Here is a 4,439-nt window from a genome sequence, read left to right on the forward strand (position 1 = left end):
GACCACCGCAAATGAGACAGGGCGGCGGTGGATTTAGGGGACCAGGCGGACCATCGCAAATGAGACAGGGCGGCGGTGGCTTGCTATCCAAGCTGTTAGGCCGCGGGAACCAACAGGCTCGCGGTATAGGGGCTGGACCGCTGCAAACAGCAAGCAGAGCAGCCGGAGCTGGAGGTAACGGTGCAGGGGGAATCCTAAAAACTCTTAGTAATCCAGGGGCTATTTCAGGCTTCTTAGAAAATACACAGAAAGTATTAAACTCAGCTCAGCAATTCGGGCCAATGGTACAGCAATATGGGCCAATGGTAAAAAACATTCCAGCGATATGGAAGCTTTATCGAGGATTAAAAAACTCATCAGATGACACGGAAGAGAAAGCTCAGGAAAAAAAGGAGCCCGCCAAGACAAAAAAAACTGCTAAACAAACTAAGAAAAAAGAAGGGACATCCGAACAGATTTCCATTCAAAGCGAAAAAAAGAGTGAAATAGGAACCTCCATGCCGAAGCTTTACGTTTAAATAATCTGCTTACGGAATAATTTTTTATGTCCATGATGAGAAACACTACCTTTGGAATTCTCTTTTAGTATTATTATGATCAAATGTCCGATATAATAGTATACGTGATTTGTTCATTTATCCAATTGAACTAATATAACATAATTAGTCACCATATATAGATTCAAACTTAAGGGGGTTTCTTTGATCATGGAGATTATTAAAATTTCACCGCGGGGCTACTGCTACGGTGTTGTAGATGCCATGGTAATTGCGAGAAATGCTGCACTCGATAAAAATTTGCCTAGGCCCATTTATATTCTTGGAATGATTGTTCATAACAAACATGTAACCGATGCTTTTGAAGAAGAGGGCATCATTACACTTGACGGAAGCAATCGTTTAGAGATTCTTGAAAAGGTCGATAAAGGTACTGTTATTTTCACAGCACATGGAATTTCTCCTCAAGTGAGGGAATTGGCAAAGCAAAAAGGACTCATTACTATAGATGCAACGTGCCCTGATGTTACGAGAACCCATGATTTAATTAAGGAAAAAACAAAAGAAGGCTTTAAAATTATCTACATTGGCAAAAAAGGGCATCCAGAACCAGAAGGAGCTGTAGGAGTAGCTCCTAACGATGTTCACCTTGTTGAAACGATAGATGATGTCAATGCATTAAATATTCATAGCGAAAAAATTGTTGTCACGAATCAAACAACAATGAGCCAATGGGATGTTAAGCATGTGATGGAGCAAATTAAGGAGAAATATCCACATGCTGAATTCCACAAAGAAATATGCTTAGCAACCCAGGTTCGTCAGGAGGCTGTTGCCGAACAAGCCGGTGAAGCTGATGTCCTTATTGTCGTCGGCGATCCAAAAAGCAATAACTCAAACCGGCTCGCACAGGTTTCACAAGAAATTGCCGGAACAACCGCCTACCGTATTGCCGATGTAACTGAGCTAAATATTGAGTGGATTAAGAATGCATCAACCGTTGCCGTGACATCAGGAGCATCTACACCAACTCCAATCACAAAAGAAGTCATTTCATTTATTGAACAATTTAATCCGAATGATGAAAGTACATGGGTAAAAGAGAAAAAAGTGCCATTAAATAAAATTTTACCAAAGGTTAAAAAATAAATAAAAAAGAGGGCAGCCTAAAAAATGGCAGCCCTTCTTTTTATAAGCTTTACTTACATAAATTGAAAAGGATCTGTATGTATTTCAGAAGCAAATATTGAAACGGCATATCCCTTTTCTTGGCACATTTTTGTCAATTGCAGGGTTACGCCTTGTTTCATCACCTTTTCGACATTGTGCCCTGGGTCAACTATATTCAATCCCATCATCATGGCGTCATGTGCCACATGATAATACATATCACCCGTTACGTAGACATCTGCTCCTTTAAATTTGGCAGAGGTAAAGTATTTATTCCCATCCCCGCCGAGGACAGCTACTTTTTTAACCTTTGAATCGAGATCTCCTACGACACGGACACCATTCACATCTAATGTTTTTTTAACGTGATTTGCGAATTCCCCTAATGTCATTTCCTCAATTTCGCCAATTCTGCCAAGACCTAATACTTCACCCTTATTGTCCAGCTTATAAATATCATAGGCAACTTCTTCGTAAGGATGAGCAAGAAACATGGCTTTTAAGATTCTATTCTCTAACTGAGCCGGGAAAATCGTTTCGATCCTCAGTTCTTTCACTGACTCTAGCTTTCCATGCTCGCCAATAAAGGAATTTGTCCCTTCACCTGGTAAAAACTGTCCAATTCCGGATGATTCGAAACTGCAATGACTGTAATGGCCAATCGCTCCAGCACCAGCATCTCCTAATGCCTTTTTAAGGTCGTCAGCATTATCTTCTGGAACAAAGACAACTAGTTTTTTCAATTCGGTCTCGTAGGTAGGAACTAAGACCTCCGTATTAACTAGCTTTAGTGCTTCAGCAAGCATATCGTTAACACCGCCAGTAGCAACGTCCAAATTTGTGTGGGCAGCATAGACAGCGATATCATGCTTAATCAATTTCTCAATTATTCTACCGGCAGGCGTATCAGTGGCAATTGATTTAAGCGGTCGAAAAATAGGCGGGTGGTGAGCAATAATGAGTTGAACATTCTTCGCGATCGCTTCATCAACTACTTCTTCTAGCACATCCAGTGCAATCATGACGTTCTCAACCGGCTTATTCAATCTGCCAATTTGCAGCCCAATTTTGTCTCCCTCCATGGCATAGCCTTTTGGAGAAAACTGTTCAAATAGCTGAATGATTTCATGTCCATTTATTTTTTTCAATGATCTAATACCTCCTCTACCATCTTTATCTTCTCTATTAGTTCATTTTTTTTCTCTATCGTTTCCTCTGTAGCTGCTGCATTCTCAAGCTGGGCTAAAATTCTTTGCCAATTCTTTAATTCTCCAAGCCATTTCTTTTTAAAAACAGCTGATTTTTGCTTTAGTAAAAAAGGGCCAAATAATAATTCCTTTTGCAGATCCAACTCTCGTCTTTCCTTCGAATCCCCTTTTTCAGCAACTAAAATCTCATAAATTTTTTCATCTTCTTCAAGAATTTCTTCAGCAATTAATACCCAGCCATTTTTATTAAGCCAGCTTCTTATCGTAATAGCACTGATATTTGGCTGTAATATCAGCCTTTTTATCGTTCCTAGCTTTTCCTTGCCCTCTTCCAAAATATTTGTGATTAAAGCTCCGCCCATCCCGGCAATTGTAATACAATCCACTTCATCCACTGAGATTACCTGTAATCCATTTCCTTTGCGGACATTTATCTTGTCATTTAATCCTTCCGCTTCAACTTGGCTTTTAGCAGATTGATACGGTCCCTCTGCCACTTCCCCAGCAACCGCAAAAGGGATCATGCCTCGTTTCACTGCATAGCATGGCAAATATGCGTGATCCGAGCCAATATCAGCAAGTCTGCACCCTTCAGGAATATAATTTGCAACAGCCTCTAAACGCTGTGATAATTTCTCAGTATTCAATTTATCCACCACTTTTCAAAGAAAAATATAAGTCCACTATTACTAGCACAGTTGATTTATCCTTATAATAGTATTAAAAATAGTATGGTTTTGCAAAGTCTTAACACCCACGAGGAAAAAATCTACTTAAAAAAAGCCCTTTACAGATGCAAAGGACTTTTTTTATTTTGCGCTTGGGGAGGCCAAAGTTTGGCCTTCAAGCTTATGTTTAACAAACTATTTTATTTTAATTCCGCTAGCCAAGCAGCCATTTCGCCTGCTTTATCTGCAGGAACTAAACCAGGAGGCATGGACCCTTTACCATTAACAAGAATATCAGCTATCTCTTCCTGTGATAGATGGTCACCAACACCTGTTAAAGCTGGTCCAACTGCACCTTGGTATTGATCACCATGGCACCCAATACAGCTCTTTTGATAGATCTCCTCAGGGCTTGCTGCAGCCGTTTCTTCAGTCTTTTCACCGCCGCCTTCTCTTTCAGCAGCAAGCTGCTCAGCATCACCAAGTCCTTTAAAGGAAATCAGGAACATTGCAACGATACCCAATGCAAAAATTAAGATGTACGGCATTACTGGATTTTTCATGTTTATACCTCCCTTATGTAAGAACATCTCAAATAAAGTAAATATTTATACAAACAATTTCTATTCTACTTCAAAACGTGTAGAAGGAAAAGCCCTTAAGGCAACTTTGTTACACCAAATTCAAAAATCAGACAAAACTCCAGCGAATTTAGAGGAACTTCCACTTACTTCATTAAATAAAAGAGAGAAAACCATTTTCTCAACATTTAAAAACTTCAAAAAAATCTTTTTAATATATAAATATAGAAATTACTATTAATATTATCCCTAAAACTCCAGATATGATAAAGGCTGGAAGCTTAAGTTTCCAGCCTGTTAACAACCATAAAAAAC

Annotated in this window: 5 protein-coding genes; 2 read left to right on the forward strand and 3 right to left on the reverse strand. The window is 39.3% G+C overall.

Annotation, left to right across the window (positions count from 1 at the left end; translation table 11 throughout):
* Both vrrA and V7164_RS23580 read left to right on the forward strand, forming a co-directional pair.
* Window positions 1–518 (forward strand): VrrA/YqfQ family protein (gene vrrA, locus V7164_RS23575; protein ID WP_335355407.1); only part of this gene is annotated, 518 nt, incomplete at its 5' end.
* A 189-nt stretch (window positions 519–707) separates the two neighbouring features.
* Window positions 708–1,646 (forward strand): 4-hydroxy-3-methylbut-2-enyl diphosphate reductase, encoded by a 939-nt coding sequence (locus V7164_RS23580; RefSeq protein WP_335355408.1) that lies wholly within the window; start codon window positions 708–710, stop codon window positions 1,644–1,646.
* 53 nt (window positions 1,647–1,699) lie between these two features.
* Here V7164_RS23580 and V7164_RS23585 read toward each other — a convergent pair whose 3' ends face one another.
* From V7164_RS23585 to cccA, 3 genes are all read right to left on the reverse strand, one after another.
* A complete protein-coding gene (locus V7164_RS23585) occupies window positions 1,700–2,815 on the reverse strand; it encodes a Nif3-like dinuclear metal center hexameric protein (RefSeq protein WP_335355409.1) in 1,116 nt (371 codons plus the stop codon).
* Window positions 2,812–3,522, reverse strand: a complete 711-nt coding sequence (locus tag V7164_RS23590; protein ID WP_335355410.1) for a tRNA (adenine(22)-N(1))-methyltransferase — start codon at window positions 3,520–3,522, stop codon at window positions 2,812–2,814. Before V7164_RS23590 ends, V7164_RS23585 begins: the two co-directional genes overlap by 4 nt.
* Before the next feature lie 221 nt (window positions 3,523–3,743).
* Window positions 3,744–4,106: a cytochrome c550 gene (gene cccA / locus V7164_RS23595; protein ID WP_335344561.1), complete on the reverse strand. Its 363-nt coding sequence runs from the start codon at window positions 4,104–4,106 to the stop codon at window positions 3,744–3,746.
* Window positions 4,107–4,439: the final 333 nt, after the last annotated feature.

The organism is Bacillus sp. JJ1474, assembly GCF_036965225.1.
Classification (GTDB): domain Bacteria; phylum Bacillota; class Bacilli; order Bacillales; family Cytobacillaceae; genus Cytobacillus.